The organism is Mesorhizobium sp. CCNWLY176, assembly GCF_037153935.1.
GTDB classification, from domain to species: domain Bacteria; phylum Pseudomonadota; class Alphaproteobacteria; order Rhizobiales; family Rhizobiaceae; genus Mesorhizobium_M; species Mesorhizobium_M zhangyense.
This window is the reverse complement of record NZ_JBBBDZ010000004.1, coordinates 262,349-277,623: the sequence shown is the minus strand read 5'-3', so window position 1 is coordinate 277,623 and position 15,275 is coordinate 262,349. Positions and strand designations below refer to the sequence as shown.

Annotated in this window: 13 protein-coding genes; 12 read left to right on the top strand and 1 reads right to left on the bottom strand. The window is 60.0% G+C overall.

Translation table 11 applies throughout. The annotated features are described in order from the left end of the window. Positions 1 to 102 precede the first annotated feature (102 nt). From WBQ96_RS08975 to WBQ96_RS08950, 6 genes are read left to right on the top strand one after another with little or no spacing between them, the layout of a single operon-like run. The gene (locus WBQ96_RS08975; RefSeq protein ID WP_337035878.1) at positions 103 to 1,758 is read left to right on the top strand and encodes a putative bifunctional diguanylate cyclase/phosphodiesterase; all 1,656 of its coding nucleotides are present in this window, start codon (positions 103 to 105) and stop codon (positions 1,756 to 1,758) included. 55 nt (positions 1,759 to 1,813) lie between these two features. Further along, positions 1,814 to 2,332, top strand: a complete 519-nt coding sequence (locus WBQ96_RS08970) for a ubiquinone biosynthesis methyltransferase UbiE (protein ID WP_336549327.1) — start codon at positions 1,814 to 1,816, stop codon at positions 2,330 to 2,332. Beyond that, positions 2,319 to 3,497: a class I SAM-dependent methyltransferase gene (locus WBQ96_RS08965; protein ID WP_165121152.1), complete on the top strand. Its 1,179-nt coding sequence runs from the start codon at positions 2,319 to 2,321 to the stop codon at positions 3,495 to 3,497. Before WBQ96_RS08970 ends, WBQ96_RS08965 begins: the two co-directional genes overlap by 14 nt. Next, the gene (locus WBQ96_RS08960) at positions 3,494 to 5,860 is read left to right on the top strand and encodes a SpoIIE family protein phosphatase (protein WP_336549324.1); all 2,367 of its coding nucleotides are present in this window, start codon (positions 3,494 to 3,496) and stop codon (positions 5,858 to 5,860) included. The genes WBQ96_RS08965 and WBQ96_RS08960 overlap by 4 nt, the downstream gene beginning before the upstream one ends. Then, entirely contained in the window at positions 5,861 to 6,421 is a 561-nt protein-coding gene (locus tag WBQ96_RS08955; protein WP_165121154.1) for a slr1658 superfamily regulator, read from the top strand. It abuts the gene before it with no gap. 18 nt (positions 6,422 to 6,439) lie between these two features. Then, on the top strand, positions 6,440 to 6,778 hold the full coding sequence (locus WBQ96_RS08950) for a slr1659 superfamily regulator (RefSeq protein ID WP_336549321.1): 339 nt from the start codon (positions 6,440 to 6,442) through the stop codon (positions 6,776 to 6,778). A gap of 15 nt (positions 6,779 to 6,793) precedes the next feature. Here WBQ96_RS08950 and WBQ96_RS08945 read toward each other — a convergent pair whose 3' ends face one another. Continuing rightward, a complete protein-coding gene (locus tag WBQ96_RS08945) occupies positions 6,794 to 7,930 on the bottom strand; it encodes a helix-turn-helix domain-containing protein (RefSeq protein ID WP_336549319.1) in 1,137 nt (378 codons plus the stop codon). Between the two features lie 456 nt (positions 7,931 to 8,386). On the opposite strand from WBQ96_RS08945, the gene WBQ96_RS08940 reads away from it, so the two are divergent. Genes WBQ96_RS08940 through WBQ96_RS08915 form a run of 6 tightly spaced genes read left to right on the top strand, consistent with a single transcriptional unit; the run spans position 8,387 to position 15,264 of the window. Beyond that, on the top strand, positions 8,387 to 9,436 hold the full coding sequence (locus WBQ96_RS08940; protein WP_336549317.1) for a UDP-glucuronic acid decarboxylase family protein: 1,050 nt from the start codon (positions 8,387 to 8,389) through the stop codon (positions 9,434 to 9,436). Continuing rightward, positions 9,436 to 10,422, top strand: coding sequence for a UDP-glucose 4-epimerase GalE (galE, locus tag WBQ96_RS08935; protein ID WP_165121191.1), 987 nt, complete (start codon positions 9,436 to 9,438; stop codon positions 10,420 to 10,422). Before WBQ96_RS08940 ends, galE begins: the two co-directional genes overlap by 1 nt. Beyond that, entirely contained in the window at positions 10,419 to 12,269 is a 1,851-nt protein-coding gene (locus tag WBQ96_RS08930; protein ID WP_336549310.1) for a glycosyltransferase family 2 protein, read from the top strand. Before galE ends, WBQ96_RS08930 begins: the two co-directional genes overlap by 4 nt. A 31-nt stretch (positions 12,270 to 12,300) precedes the next feature. Beyond that, the gene (locus WBQ96_RS08925; protein WP_336549309.1) at positions 12,301 to 13,704 is read left to right on the top strand and encodes a UDP-glucose dehydrogenase family protein; all 1,404 of its coding nucleotides are present in this window, start codon (positions 12,301 to 12,303) and stop codon (positions 13,702 to 13,704) included. A 4-nt stretch (positions 13,705 to 13,708) separates the two neighbouring features. Further along, entirely contained in the window at positions 13,709 to 14,302 is a 594-nt protein-coding gene (locus WBQ96_RS08920; RefSeq protein WP_336549308.1) for a DUF995 domain-containing protein, read from the top strand. Further along, positions 14,299 to 15,264, top strand: a complete 966-nt coding sequence (locus tag WBQ96_RS08915) for a glycoside hydrolase family 26 protein (protein ID WP_336549306.1) — start codon at positions 14,299 to 14,301, stop codon at positions 15,262 to 15,264. Before WBQ96_RS08920 ends, WBQ96_RS08915 begins: the two co-directional genes overlap by 4 nt. The last annotated feature ends 11 nt before the right edge of the window (positions 15,265 to 15,275 follow it).

Here is a 15,275-nt window from a genome sequence, read left to right as displayed (position 1 = left end):
GACCGGCTCTTACGTCCAAAGACTTGGGGGGTCGGGGCGAAGACCGACGGTTTTTCCTTAGGCGACCCTCTCTCAGGGAGCGACGCGCGCCTTGCGGACCATTTGACGAACACCACTGACATCGTTTCGTTCTATGACCGCGACTTCCGCCTGACCCATTACACCACCAAGCTCAAGAGCATCCAGGGTAACGTGGTCGCGGCAGGCGCCGCGATCTGGGAAGTCTATCCAGGGTTTCTCGACACGAGGCTTCGCGGCGAACTTGACCGCGTGCTTCACGGTGGCTCGCCGACAACGATCGATCTTCGGGCCTCCGGCGATGAAACGCCGCGATCGGCTTTCGTTTTTGGCGTCGTAAATGGTGTGGGGATCATTGAATCCCGGGAAACCGGGCAGGGCGGGCGGACGATTGCCGAGGAGCAGGAACATGTAACGCTCCTTCATCAGGCGACACACGACGTTCTGACCGGCCTGCAGAATCGCCGCCGCTTCAGCGAGCGGCTGCAGCAGGCTTTGACTGTGGTCGATGCTTTGCAGGAGAAGGTGGCCCTGCTGCAAATCGACCTCGACGAGTTCAAGGCGGTCAATGACACGCTCGGCCACGGCGCGGGTGATGCCTTGCTCCAGCTCGCCGCCGGCCGGATACAGGACACGCTGCGGGATGGCGAGTCGGCTTACCGGTACGCCGGCGATGAATTTGCCGTCATCCAGTCGGGAAAGGAACAGCCTGTCGAAGCCGAACGTCTTGCGGATGCGCTGATTGACGCGCTCAAGGCGCCGTTTGTGATCAACGGCATTCCGGTTTTCATCGGCGCAAGCATCGGCATCGCTTTCGGGCCGGAGCACGGAACCGAAAGCGAGCAGCTGATGAAAGCGGCCGACATTGCGCTCTATGCGGCCAAGAGAGATGGGCGCGGCTGTGCACGGGTCTTCAATCGCTCGATGCTGCTTTTGCTCGAACAACGCGAGAATCTGCGGCGTAGCCTGCGAATGGCGCTCGAGCGCAGCGAGCTGTACCTGGAATATCAGCCTCTCTTCAGCACGCCTTCGTCCGTCGTCGGCTTCGAAGCGTTGCTGCGCTGGCGGCATCCCGAGATCGGCACAATTCCTCCGAGTGTGTTCATACCGATCGCCGAAGCCGATGGCCTGATGGACGAGATCGGTCGATGGGTGCTTGAGGAAGCCTGCCGCGAAGCAACGACGTGGCCCTCTTCACTGACGGTATCGGTGAATTTGTCTCCGGCGCAATTCCTCAGCGGGTCGCTTACCGATAGCGTCGCCCAGGTCATCGATGCCGTCGGGCTGCGTGCCGACCGACTTGAATTCGAGATAACCGAAACGGTTCTCCTCGAGCAGACGATCGATAATCTCGACACGCTTAACACTTTGAACGTGCTGGGTATTCGGATCTCGCTCGACGACTTCGGCACCTACTACTCTTCGTTGAGCTATCTTAAAAACTTCCCCTTCGATACGTTGAAGATCGACCAGTACTTCATAAACGACCTTGAGACCGATCGGAAAAGCCAGACGATAGTCCGGTCCATCATCGGACTTGCCCATGGACTGGGGATCAGTGTCACCGCCGAGGGCGTCGAGACGAAGGGCCAGGCGCGGTGGCTGAAGAAGGAAGGCTGCGACTGCCTGCAAGGCAATCTGCTGGGACGGCCTATGGGAGCGGAGGCGGCGCGCAATTTCGTCAGGCGTTCGGCGCATGTGACGAGCAGCGGAAAGGAGGAGCGAAATCGGGCAGTTTAGACTGCGCCCGGCACGTAGGTGAAATCTGCAAGACTGCAAACAGCGGGGAATGAAGATGATTGTTGCCTCTCGCGATACCGATTTCGGACCAATGATCCAGGTCGACATGGAAATAAAATCCTTCCTGTCGATGTGGCTGTATTGCGATCAGATATCGTCCTACCTGGCACGAATGGTCAGTCACAACCGCTCCGACTCCGTGCGGCACTCGAACCTCTTTTCTTCCGTGGCGAACGAATTGCTGGAGGTTGCGTTTCGCACCCGCCATCCCGACGGCGAACTGGCATGCAGGGTGTCGCGGCAGGGCCGGGTGGACAGGATCGAGCTGACCTTTCCCTGCACGCCCGAAGAACGGCAATTCTACCGGGAAGCGCTGTCGCAGATCGTCGGATCGGCGACCGGGGACCGGTACATGAATTCGGTTTCCGGCGACCTTTCGCCGAGCCGGGAAGTCGTACTCCTGGAACTGGCCGTTGACTACAATGCGAAGCTCCGGCTCGAGGAAACAGATGCTGACACGATCAAGCTGGTCGTGGATCTTCCGCTCGAGGACCTGCCCAGTGAACCCGTATGACCTGATTCCGCGCTTTCGAGCGCAATACGACACAAACAATCAGGAGTTTTCCATTTCCGGGGTGGTTCGGCCCCAGTCGATCGACGAGCTTGCGCCCAGCCTGACGCTGCTGAAGGAGTCCATCGCCCGTGTGCGCGGCATTCTATATGTGAATATCCGGCGCCTGACGCAGATGAACAACACTGCGTTTCACGCCTTCTCGCGAGTCATCATCGACGCGTGCCGAACCCGACCCGATCTCAAATTCGTCGTTATCACATCGAGCGTGGTTGGATGGACGACGCGAAAGTTCGGCCGATTGCACGGGCTTGAGCCGAACATAACGGTCGAGGAATACGACAGCCAGTTTTATCCCGGGCAGAGTTTCCTTGAAGAAGGCGGCTTCATTCCCATCCTGCGCACGCAAACCAAGATGACGTGGCGCCACGAACGCAAGATCCTGCCGCGCCACGGCATGCAGCCGGGCATCGTCATGGCCGATATCTGTTGCGGCATCGGCGATTTCGCGGTGCTCGTGCAGAAGGAGTTCCAGCCGGCGCGGATCGTCGCCCTCGACCATTCCAGATCGAGCCTCGACTATGCTCGAAGCGTCGCGGCGGATTTCGATATACGGGGCATTGAATATACCTATGGCGATGCGTCCGAAATGCTGCTCGAGGAAGACCAGTTCGATCTGGTCACCTGCCGGCACTCGCTCCAGATTTTCAATCGCCCCGAGCTCATTCTCAAGGAACTCTTCCGGATATGCAGACCGGGCGGGCGCGTCTACATCACCAATGAGAAGAATTCGCACTGCCTCGGCGAACCGCGTGCCGACAGCATCCAATGGACCTACAACGAGGTCGCGAAACTGTTCAAACATTTCGAGATGGATGTCGAGCTCGGCCCGAAGAGCCGGCGATATCTGATCGAGGCGGGGTTCGAGGATATTCGCGTCGAGTCCTTCATGGTCACCAATGGCGACGGCGATCCGCAGGACTTCGCCGACGTCATCACGGCTTGGGAAAACGTCTATGCCGGCGACATGGCGGTACGGCGCGGTGATGACCCGGAGATGATCGAGCGTTTTCGGCAAGGTTTCCAGGATCATATTTTTGCGGCGCTGCATCCGAAGGGTTATGCTGGTTGGCCAATCTGGGTCGCATCAGGGCGTAAACCGTCATGAACGCCGACAGTGAGCCAACACCGCGTTTCGGGCTGCGCTCGTTTCGGGCCAAATTCATACTGGTCGTCGGCGGTGCCGTCCTGTTCGACCTGCTGGTGAGCGGCGGGCTAGCGCTGTGGAACGTCCAGAAGCTGTCGCGGGATGCGACGTCCGAAGTTGGCGAAGGCCTGACGCAGGCAAATCAGGAATACATCCTGTCCTACGCCAATTCGACGGCCTCGCGTGTCGATCTCCTGCTCGACAGGGTCCATGGAGACGTCAAGGCCCTGGCCGGCGTTCTGCAAGGCCAGATCGACGATCCGGCAAGGCAGGAGCAGATCGGCGCGAGTCTGGCGCATCAGGCTCCCGCTTCGGTAAATGTTGTCTACGATCCCAAGGGTGAATGGGCACAGAACCTTCCTGGCGCGCCATCGGTTGTTAGTGTCTGGGGCTATCTATTGGGTCCCGATCACCGTCCGCTCCCTGCTGTCCAGAACGAAATCGAGGATAGCGCCGTTCTGGATCTCGTCGCGCCGAGCCTGCTTGCCGGTGGCTCGTCAAAGCTGCAGATGTATTTCATCGGTCCGAAGGAACGGCCGATCTTCCGGACGGCTCCCTATACGGATCAGGCCCAGACATTCGACCGCCTCTATCCCGGTCACAACAAGGCGGACTTCTGGGAGTTCTTCTTTCCCGGAATCTATGGCTCCTGGCAGCAATGGGCTGCCAATCCGGCATCGCGTCCCGTAGCCGACGACATCACACAAACGGCACCCTATACCGACGCGATCACCGGCAAGCTGATCGTCAGCTTCTTCAGCCCGCTGTGGACTCGAGACCGCACTGGCGTTGCCGGCACGGCGGGGGCCGACATCACGCTCGATCAGCTTGCCGAGATCGTCGAGAGCGTGAAGATCTCAGATACCGGGTTCGGCTTCCTGACCATGTCGAACGGCAATGTGGTAGCCATCAATCCTGCCGGCGAATCTGTCATCGGCCTGAAATCGTCGAGCGACAAGGCTACGCAAGGCGTTACCGGGCTGGAGCGTTCGCTGCGCGGAAGCACCCAGCCTGCCATCGCCTCGCTGCCGCTCGACAGGAACAATGACGGCGTGATCCAGCACATAATGCTCGACCAGCAAGGCGAGAACGTTCCCTTTATCGTGGTTCTCAAAAAGCTCAATCCGACGAATCTCTGGAGCTCCGGGCCAATTAAGCCCGAGACGATGTCGGTGGGCATCGTCGTGCCGGAACGGGAAATCTATGCCTCGCTATTTGCCGCGCAGAACAGCATTTCGCGTGCGACGAACCGTATTCTGCTCTATCAGATCGCGGCAATCGCCCTATCCCTTTTGATCGTCTTTGCCGCGGTAGCCGGAATCTCGAAGAGAATTACCGCCGGCCTCAGCGCGCTTGCGGGTGCTGCCAAGCGGCTTCAGGCAAAGGACTACTCCGTCCGGGTCAACATTCCGACGCGCGACGAGGTCGGAGAGGCGGGGGCGGCTTTCAACCGCATGGCCGAGCAGATCAGCTTCCACACCGAAAATCTGGAACAATTGGTCGACGACCGGACCAAGGAACTTGAGGGCGCGAACAAGGAAATCTCGGCCCTGAACAACAAATTGCGCGACGAGAACGTCCGGCTTGGCGCCGAACTCGCGGTCGCCAAGCATATACAGATGATGGTCCTGCCGAAGGCCGGCGAACTCGAAGCGATGCCGCAGGTGGAGATTGCCGCCTATATGCGGCCCGCCGACGAGGTCGGCGGCGACTATTATGACGTCCTGCAGGATGGAGCGCACGTCAAGATCGGGATCGGCGACGTGACCGGGCATGGGCTGGAGAGCGGCGTCCTGATGCTGATGGTCCAGTCCGTCGCACGCGCCTTGCAGGAGACGGGCGAGGGCGATCCGCGGCAGTTCCTCGATCGCCTGAACAGGGCGATCTTCAAGAACATCGAGCGGACGAACACCGACAAGCATCTCTCGCTGGCCTTTCTCGATTTCAGGGACGAGCGCGTGACGCTGTCGGGCCAGCACGAGGAGGTTCTGGTCGTGCGGGGCGCTGGCGAGGTCGAGCGCATCGATACGATCGATCTTGGCCTGCCTGTCGGGCTGGAGCAGGACATCAAGCCGTTCATTGCCACCCGCGATATCCCGTTCGCCAGCGGCGACGTCATCGTTCTTCATACCGACGGCGTGACCGAGGCTGAAAACTCAGAAGGAAAGCTGTTTGGCCTGGACCGCCTCTGCAAGAGTGCCAGCGAGCATCACGGTGGCAGTGCGGAGGAGATCAAAACCGGAATTATCGATGATCTGATGGCCTATATCGGAACTCAGAAGATCCACGATGACATAACCCTCGTGATCATGAGGCATAGGTAAATGACCACGCTTTTTGGAACGGCCGACGTTGCAATCGGAATGGGCGGAGGCCTCAGTCGCGTGCGGCTGTTCGACGGGCCACTAGAATTGAGTTGGCACCATTGCGCCACGACGTCGGATTTCATCGCCGATCTGTTTGCCGTGCGGTTTCAGGCATCCCGCAACGACTATAAGGAAGTGCGGCACAGCATCGGCTATCTGGTCAATGAACTCATCGAGAATGCGGTAAAATTTCGCGCTCCGGGTGAAATCATGGTGGAGGCGTCGATGGACGCGGAAACCTTCAAGGTGAAGGTCTCCAATGTCGTCGAAGGTGATGTAGCCTCCGGATTCCAGGGCCTCCTGTCTGAGATAACGGTCGGCGATCCCGGCGATCTTCTCATTCAGCGCATCGAGGCGAACGCCGCCGATCCGGAGATGACGGGTTCGGGTCTTGGGCTTTTGACCTTGATGAGCGACTATGGCGCACGGCTGGCCTGGATTTTCAGCCCGACAGATGAAAATGATCGTATTTGTCTAGAAACTTATGCTTCTATCCCTATCTCGCAAACTCATAATTGAGCGGAAAAACGCCACGCCATGGAAATAAAGACAGACGACTACCGGGTATGGGCTGACGGAAACGATATTTATTTCGACGGCATCATGCGGCTGGCCAGTTCCGCGGAATATGCACCTATTCTGGCGCTGGCGATGAGCGTTCTTGCCGCCGAACCGCCTGCGATAACGCTCAACCTGACGGACCTGCAGTTTCTCAACTCGTCCGGCATCAATCTCCTGGCGAAATTCACCATTGAGGCACGAAAGCACCCTGGCGTGCGTATGACGGTGCGGGGGACGTCGGAGATACCCTGGCAATCGAAATCATTGCCCAATCTCAAGAAACTGCATCCCGACCTGACGCTGCTGGTGGGCTGACGAACAGGGCCGCCGTCAGCTTCCCAAAGCCTTCAGCCAGTCTTCGAAGGACCCGGCTTTTTCGTGCTCGGCCAGGGAGTTCGAATGTGCGGGCCGAAGCCAGGCCTCGGCATTGCGCGCTTCGCGGGGGCTATAGCCGAATTCCTTGCTGAACGCCCGGCTGAAATTGGCAGACGAGTTGAAACCGACTGCCTCGGCAATATCGATGATGCGCCGGATATCCACGGGGTCGCTCAGGGCGGCGTGTGCAGCCAGAAGCCGCCGCCTCTGGATGTAGTGCGCAACCCCGCCGCTTGGCTCGAAAAGTTGATAAAGCCGCGAGCGTGAAACGCCGAGGGCCCGGCACATCACCTCCGGCGTTAGATCCGGCGCGTCGAGATGGCTCTGGATGTATCGGCGCGCCCGCTCCATCAGCGCCACGCCCGTCAGGTGTTCGAAAGCTGCGTCGTGCTCGGCTGGCGACGAAAGGCCGGCAATGATGATATCGCGCGTAGCCTGGACGACGCGAGGCAAATCATCGGCAGCCAGATTCCGCAGCCTTGCTTCGATGCCATTGACGTAGCCGATGAGGAGATTGGCGAAATTGTCAGACAGGACGGAGTTGTTCTTCGCATCGAAGGGCGCCGTAGCGTCGGTGAACAGATCGCGCGGCAAATAGAGGCAGAGGCTTTCGGAGTCCGTCGCGCGTCCGCGAAACGGATAGCCAAGGGATCTGATCTGGACGCCGCCGGGAGGAGCTTCGACGACACGGCCGTCGACCTCCGTCCACGCCCGCCCATTGCGCGGCAAGACGACATTCCAGTGATCGATCGAACTGGATCGAAGCTTCGCGGCGGATCGCACGTAGCTGTGGCCTGGAACGGTCTGTTGCACGATCAGCATGCGGCCAAGGTTCCAGGCAGTGTGGTCGGCCGGGAAGCCGTCATCGATGGATTTGTTGTCCGGCAGCTTTACGTCCACGAGCGCCGCCACATGCGCCTGCCAGGCGGCAAACTGCTGTGTCGGCGCCAACTCGCGGGTCGAGAAAACAAGCGGTTCAAGCGCTGGCGGTCCGGGTGAAGCCGTTTGCTGCCCATCGTCGCGCGGCCAACGGCGCCTCTCGCGCTGTGGATGCTCGCTGAGCCCTCCCGACGCGTCGTTTGGTTTAGTCACTTCCCCATCAGGTAGTGCCATATCCGAATCCGGTTATGCCCCAGCCCCAGTTAATTATGTGGCGTAGTTTGTGGATATAGCAAGATGTTCTGCCCAGCCCCGCTGGGCGGGCGCTTTGATCGGCCCCAGGCCGCAAGTTCAGATCATAATGGGTGGGAGCCTTAAGCCGGTCGGCCAAGTAGGCAACTCCATCGTATTAGCTCAAGATATGTATTCCATGACAATATTTTGGATTCGAAGATAACGACAGAGTGGATCCTATTACATATAAAAACACAAGAAGGCGGAGGAAATGTTTCTTCGAAATTTTTAAAACTTGTCCGAAACCTTCAAGTAAACTGAAGTGCGTAGCGTAAAGAGTAACTGCGTATCTGGGTAGCTGTATTTGTGTAGATCGCAAGCTTAGGAAGCGTATCGATCGAACTGCAGGTATAGCAAGGGCATTTGGGGTTAATTATGACAATACTGCGTTCGGTATCGGCGACGTCTGTCGCCGAACCAAGGTCGAGTGATGTCCGCATTTCTCGTCCCGTTCTGGCGCCGCGCCGTGTCCTTGTGACGGGCGGCGCCGGTTTTCTCGGATCACATCTGTGCGACAAGCTACTCTCGCAAGGACATGAAGTTCTTTGCGTCGACAATTTCCTGACGGGCCGTTTCAGCAACATCGACCACCTCAGAAACAACCGAAGATTCAAGGTTCTCCGCCATGACGTCGCGCAGCCTTTGGCTGCCGAGGTCGACGAGATCTACAACCTGGCCTGCCCGGCTTCGCCGCCGGACTATCAGGCCGATCCCATTCAGACGATGAAAACCAGCGTGCTCGGCGCACTCAACCTGCTTGAGCTGGCAAAAGAGCGCGGTATCCGGATCTTTCAGGCTTCCACCTCGGAAGTCTACGGCGATCCGCATGTTCATCCGCAGCCGGAATCCTACTGGGGCAACGTCAATTCGTTCGGTCCGCGCTCCTGCTATGACGAAGGCAAGCGCTGCGCCGAAACGCTGTTCTTCGACTTTCACAAGCAGCACGGCGTCGACATCAGGATCGCCCGCATATTCAACACCTACGGTCCCCGCATGCGTCCCGATGACGGCCGCGTCGTCTCCAACTTCATCGTGCAGGCCCTCCAGGGCACGGACATAACCATCTATGGCGACGGCTCGCAGACACGTTCGTTCTGCTACGCCGACGATCTCATCGACGGTTTCCTGCGGCTCATGACTTCGCCGAATGCGCCGGCCGCCCCCGTCAATCTCGGCAATCCTGGCGAATTCACCATTCGCGAACTTGCCGAGCAGGTGGTCGGTCTCACCGGATCGCGTTCGAAGATCGTTTATCATCCGCTGCCGGTCGATGACCCGCGCCAGCGCCGTCCCGATATCTCGCTCGCAACAAGCGCGCTGGGCTGGTCGCCGAAGGTGGCGCTGTCGGTCGGTCTGCAGAAGACCATCCTCTATTTCGACGACCTGCTGACTCGGGAAACGCGAAAGCTCGCGGAGACGGCATGATGTCCACGCACCGCGTTCTGGTGACCGGCGGCGCCGGTTACATCGGCAGTCATACGTCCAAATTGCTCAGCGCGAAGGGCCTGGAGCCTGTCGTCTACGACAATCTGGTGACCGGGAACCGCTCGTCGGTGCGCTGGGGACCGTTCGTTCACGGCGACATTCTTGACACAACGCATCTGGCGCAGACGCTGATGCAGTACCAGCCGCAGGCGGTCATCCATTTCGCCGCCTCGGCCTATGTCGGAGAGTCCGTCGAAGATCCTTCGAAATACTATCGGAACAATGTGGCCGGGACGCAGTCGCTCCTGAACGCCTGCCGTCTGGCGAAGGTCGACAAGATCATCTTTTCCTCGAGCTGCGCCACTTACGGCGTGCCGGCGACACTTCCGATCAAGGAGACGACGCCGCAGGCTCCGATCAATCCTTACGGCAGGACCAAGCTGATCGCCGAGCATATGCTGCAGGACTACGCGGCTGCCTATGGCCAACGCTATGTCGCCCTGCGTTACTTCAACGCCTGCGGTGCCGATCCAGATGGCGAACTCGGCGAATGGCATGATCCCGAAACGCATCTCATCCCGCGCGCGCTGCTTGCGGCGGGCGGCAGAATTCCGCATCTGACCGTCTTCGGCCACGACTACGAGACCGCCGACGGCACCTGCATTCGTGACTACATCCATGTCAACGACCTGGCGCGCGCGCACCTGCTTGCCTTCGACTATCTGAATGCCGGCGGTGAAAACCTGGCGGTTAATCTCGGCACCGGAAAGGGTTCCTCCATTCGGGAAATCCTGGATGCCGTTGCAAGGACCACCGGGCGTGAAGTCCCGATAGAACTCCATCCGAGACGCGCCGGCGATCCGCCGGCGCTCTATGCCGACCCAAGCATGGCCGCACAGGCCCTGGGGTTTTCGACCGAGTTCTCCGATCTCGACACGATCGTGCGCACTGCTGCTCCCTTCTTCGGGCTGGAGGCACGGGCATGACGACGTCAACAATCAAGCACGCGACGGATATTGGCGACCGGGCAACCGAGCCGCTGATGGTTCCCCTGCTTTCCGGCTACGCCCGCGCCGAATTTCTGGCCGGCGCCTGTGTCTGGCTTGCGGCACTCGTTTATTTCTGGACGTGGTGGATCGACCCTTCGCACTATCTCGGACTTTTCGGATTTCTGGCGGTTTCGCTGCCGCTTGCCTGGGTCACGTTTCTGCCGGGCTATTTCCTTGCCATCTTCTATCGCGCCCGCAAGCCAGGTGGCCCGCTTCGTCTGCCGGCTGGCAGTCGCGTCGCGATGGTTGTAACCAAGGCGCCTTCGGAGCCGTTTTCGGTGGTGACTGTTACGCTGAAGGCGATGCTGGCACAGGGCGTGCCCCACCACACCTGGCTTGCCGACGAGGATCCGTCGGCTGAAACGCTCGACTGGTGCCGGCAGCATGGCGTCCTCGTTTCGACGCGCAAGGGCAGGACCGACTATCATCGCGCCACCTGGCCGCGCCGCACGCGCTGCAAGGAAGGCAACCTTGCCTTCTTCTATGATCATTACGGCTATGAACTCTACGACTTCTGCGTCCAGCTCGATGCCGATCATGTTCCGGAGCCTGGCTATCTGCGCGAGATGCTGCGTCCGTTTGCTGATCCGGCCGTCGGTTATGTCTCGGCGCCGAGCATCTGCGACAGCAATGCTGCGGAAAGCTGGTCGGCGCGTGGACGCCTCTATGCCGAGGCCAGCATGCACGGTTCGCTGCAGGCCGGCTACAATGGCGGTCTCGCCCCGCTCTGCATCGGATCGCATTATGCCGTCCGCACCGCGGCACTGAAGGAAATCGGCGGTCTCGGGCCGGAACTCGCTGAGGACCATTCGACCACGTTGATGATGAATGCCCATGGCTGGCGCGGCGTTCATGCGCTGGACGCGATCGCTCATGGCGATGGCCCGCGCACCTTCGCCGACCTTGTCACCCAGGAGTTCCAATGGTCGCGCAGCCTGGTCACGCTGCTTCTGCAATATTCTCCGGTCTACGTTCCGCGCCTGCCGCTGCGGCTGAAGTTCCAGTTCGTGTTTTCACAGTTCTGGTATCCGCTGTTCGCGCTCTTCATGGCGCTGATGTTCGCCTTGCCGATCGTGGCGCTGGTTCGTGGCGAGAATTTCGTCAGTGTCACCTATCCCGGCTTTCTCGCGCATTTCGCTCCGCTTTCCGCCATCCTGATCCTTCTGGCCTATCGCTGGCGGTCAAGCGGCTCGTTCCGGCCGGTCGATGCCAGGATCCTGAGCTGGGAGTTCATGCTCTTCCTCTTCGCGCGCTGGCCCTGGGCATTGGCCGGGACCATCGCTGCCATTCGTGACTGGCTGACAGGCTCCTTCGTGGACTTTCGCATCACGCCGAAGGGCACCTCGGAAGTCGATCCGTTGCCGCTGCGCGTCCTGGCACCCTACGGCTTTCTCTCGGTCGCCTCGGTCGTGCCGGTGCTGCTGGTGAAGGATGCGAGCGATGCGCGCGGCTTCTACATCTTCGCGATCATCAATGCGGCCCTCTACGCAATATTGCTGCTGGTGATCGTGGTCCAACATTCTCGCGAAAACGTCGTCAGGGTTTCGCAGCGTTCCTATCGGCCGGCGATGGCAGCAAGCCTTCTTTCGCTCTTCCTGCTGCCGGGTATCGCAACTGCCGAACGCGGTCTGGACGGCCTGGAATCTCTGGCATTCGGTTTCGGCCGCGTCAGCCTGTTTGACGAGAAATATGCCGTCGCCGGCGCGGGAAATGGCGGCGAGGCTCTTCGCAAGATCACATTCAGACCCCGTTGGCTCAGCGATGAGCCGCGTTTCAACCACTAGACCAGAAGTGCGCCAGGGAGCGCTGAAGATCATGAAAATTGCAGTCATCGGAACCGGATATGTCGGTCTTGTCAGCGGAACCTGCTTTGCCGAATGGGGCAACACGGTCGTCTGCGTCGACAAGAATGCGGAAAAGATCGCACAGCTCAGGCAAGGCAAGCTGCCGATCTACGAGCCCGGCCTGGAAAAGCTCGTGCTTCGCAACCATGCGACCGGCCGCCTGGTCTTCACGACCAGCATCACCGAGGCGATGGCTGGCGCCGACGTCGTTTTGATCGCGGTCGGCACGCCGCCGCGGCCCGGCCATGGCGATGCCGATCTCTCCTTTGTCTACGGCGCGGCCAAGGAAATTGCGCAGGCAATGGAGAACCACGCGGTCGTCGTGGTCAAGTCGACCGTTCCGGTCGGCACAGGCGATGCGGTCGAAAAGATCATCGCAACCATTCGTCCCAAGGGCAGCTTCTCCGTCGCCTCGAACCCTGAATTCTTGCGCGAAGGATCAGCAATCGACGATTTCCTGTTCCCGGACCGTGTCGTCATCGGCATCGAGGACGACGTGGCGCGGGAAAAGATGGCCGTGCTCTACGGCCCGCTGGCAGATGCAAAAACGCCCATCGTCATCACCCAGCGGCGCGCCGCCGAGCTCATCAAATATGCATCGAACGCGTTCCTGGCGACAAAGATCACTTTCATCAATGAACTCGCCGATCTGTGCGAGCAGGTCGGCACCGATGTCGGCGAACTGGCTCTCGGCATCGGGCTCGACCATCGCATCGGCAGGGCCTTTCTGAAGGCGGGGCCGGGCTATGGCGGTTCATGCTTCCCCAAGGACACGCTGGCGCTTCTGCGCACGGCCCAGGACTATGGCGTTGCCCTGCGCGTCGTCGAGGAAACCGTCGCCGCCAACGAGGCCCGCAAGCGCAGGATGGCGCTCAAGGTTCTCGATGCGGTTGGGGGCGATGTCGACGGCCTGACCATTGCGGTTCTCGGCCTGACCTTCAAGCCGGACACCGACGACATGCGCGAGGCGCCGTCCCTGGCGCTGATCGAAACCCTGCAGCGCTTCGGCGCCAACATCCAGGCGCATGATCCGGTCGGTATGGAGAACGCGGCGCGCATCCTCGAGAACGTCACGATGTTCGACGACCCCTACGAATGTGTCCGCAACGCGGACGCCGTCGTTGTCGTCACGGAATGGGAGAGCATCCGCCAGCTCGATCTCTATCGCCTCAAACAAGCGATGCGGTCTGCGATCATGATCGATCTTCGCAATGCGTTTGGGCGGGGCGCGGCACAGGCAGCCGGTTTTCATGTAACGAGTATCGGCCAGCCTGTGCCGCAGCTATCCGGCATCATTTCGGGCGATGTTCATGCGGTCTCCGATCATAGGCCGGTCTCGCATGCCGTATTGACCGGTACGGCGAGGGAGGGCTGACGCCATGGCAACGTTCTTCCGTTCAAACAGCGCAACGAAGGCCCTCCGTGCGCGGCGCTGCCTTGCAATCGGGTCGGCGGTGGTTTCGCTCCTTGCTTTCGCCGATGCGGCGCAGGCCGCCGACAGCGAAGCCTCGGTCCCGCCGCATGATGCGCAGGTCATGACCAGCGCGGAGCTTTACATGCTCTACCGCAACAAGTCGTGGCAGTGGAGCGACGGCGCGGGGCGGATGCAGTCCGATGGGCGCCGCTTCACCGCATGGGCAGGATCGGGCGACAAGGCCACTTGGGCGGAAGGACGCTGGACGCTCTCGGACAACGGCCAGCTCTGTTTCAAGGCGCAATGGCATTCCTTGTCCGGCGCAAGTCCGGCCACGACCTGTTTCGGCCATAAACGGGTCGGCGGCACGATCTATCAGAGGAGAGAGCCTGGGCAGGCCTGGTACGTCTTCAAGCATTCCACGCCCGCGCAGGACGACGAATTCAACAAACTTGTGAGAGGCGATCTGGTCTCCTCGAAACTGCAGAAGATCAGACCCGCGATAAAGCCCGAAAAACCTCGTTTAGAGGCCAACATCAACTGGAGTATTCAGCCATGAGTAAGAGCAGAAAAAGCGCTTCACTGGTGATTGCGCTCTCATTCGCCTCGCTGGCCCTGTCAGGGGCAGTGCTGGCCGCGAGCAAGCCTCGCGGGCTTCCCGGCAGTGCCCCGCAGACAACAGGGCAGGCCACGGACAAGCGCCCGGTCATCACAAACACCTCAATCGTCTTCGGTGCCTATGATCCGCATGGCGATTTCGGTGACGATCCGAATTCGAAGATCGAACATCTCTTCCTGCCGTGGGAGGACGTCGACCTCTCCACGCTGGCCCTCGCAGACGAGTATGCCCTGCAGCGCGGGCGGTCACTCCTGATAACGGTCGAGCCGTGGTCGTGGTCGGTCGACTGGCGCGTAACATCGGACGAGCTTCTGAGGGGAATACTGGCTGGTCGCTACGACAGCTACATGGCGTCGGTCTGTTCGACGGCTGCCGATCTCAAGAGCCCGGTCACCATTCGCTGGGCCCAGGAAATGGACGAAACAAACAACCAGTTCACCTGGTCGCACTGGGAGCCGAAGAGTTATGTCGCGGCCTACCAGCGCATGATCACGGTGTGTCGCGAGCATAACAAGACGGCGAAATACATGTGGTCGCCGTTAGGAAATCCCGACATGGGTGATTTCTATCCCGGCGCTGACTATGTCGACGTCGTGGGTCTGACAGTCTTTGGCCTGCAGCAGTTCGACAAGGATCATTTCGGCAAGGACCGGACCTTCGCGGAGGCACTCGAACCCGGCTATCGCCTGGCCGAGGGCTACGGCAAGCCGATCGTGGTGGCCGAACTCGGTTACGAGGGCGACCAGGGCTATGTCCGCAACTGGGCCGAAAACGTCGCCAAGCCAAATGCCGACTTCCCGAAGCTTACGAGCGTTGTCTATTTCAACGATCGCGAGGTCTATCCGTGGCCGGGCAACTATGGCCGCCCGAACTGGCGCGTCGGCGGGCCGGCCGTGAATTAGGGCGTCTCAAT